The organism is Ancylomarina sp. 16SWW S1-10-2, from assembly GCF_009669305.1.
In the GTDB taxonomy this organism is placed as follows: Bacteria; Bacteroidota; Bacteroidia; order Bacteroidales; family Marinifilaceae; genus Ancylomarina.
In genome coordinates, this window is record NZ_SADB01000316.1 from 1 (window position 1) to 388 (window position 388).

Consider the following 388-nt stretch of genomic DNA (forward strand, 5'->3'; position numbering starts at 1 on the left):
AGCACTTCTGCCGCCTGGACGGAGCACTGCACATCCCCGATGCGCGCACGCTGTGGAGTTTCAAGCAGCGCTTGGCCCAAGGCGGTCTGGGCGGCCGCGCCATCTTCGAGGCGGTGAGCCTGCAGTTGCAGCAGCACGGCTACATCCCGCGCGGCGGGCAGATCGTGGATGCCAGCATCGTGCAGGCACCGCTCACCCAGGCGAACAAGGACGAGCGCGAAGCGCTCAACGAAGGCCGCAGGCCCGAGGGCTGGAATGCCAAGCGGCTGCAGCACACCGACCGCGACGCGCGCTGGACCAAGAAGCACGGCAAGAGCTTCTACGGCTACAAGGTGCACGCCAACGCGGACGCGCGCTACAAGCTGATCCGCCGGGTCAAGGTCACGCC

1 protein-coding gene is annotated in these 388 nt (G+C 67.5%); it reads left to right on the forward strand.

Features of this window, described 5'->3' with window-relative positions; genetic code table 11:
- Positions 1 to 388: transposase (locus EMN46_RS19360; RefSeq protein WP_154202652.1), on the forward strand; the 388-nt coding region annotated here is incomplete at both ends.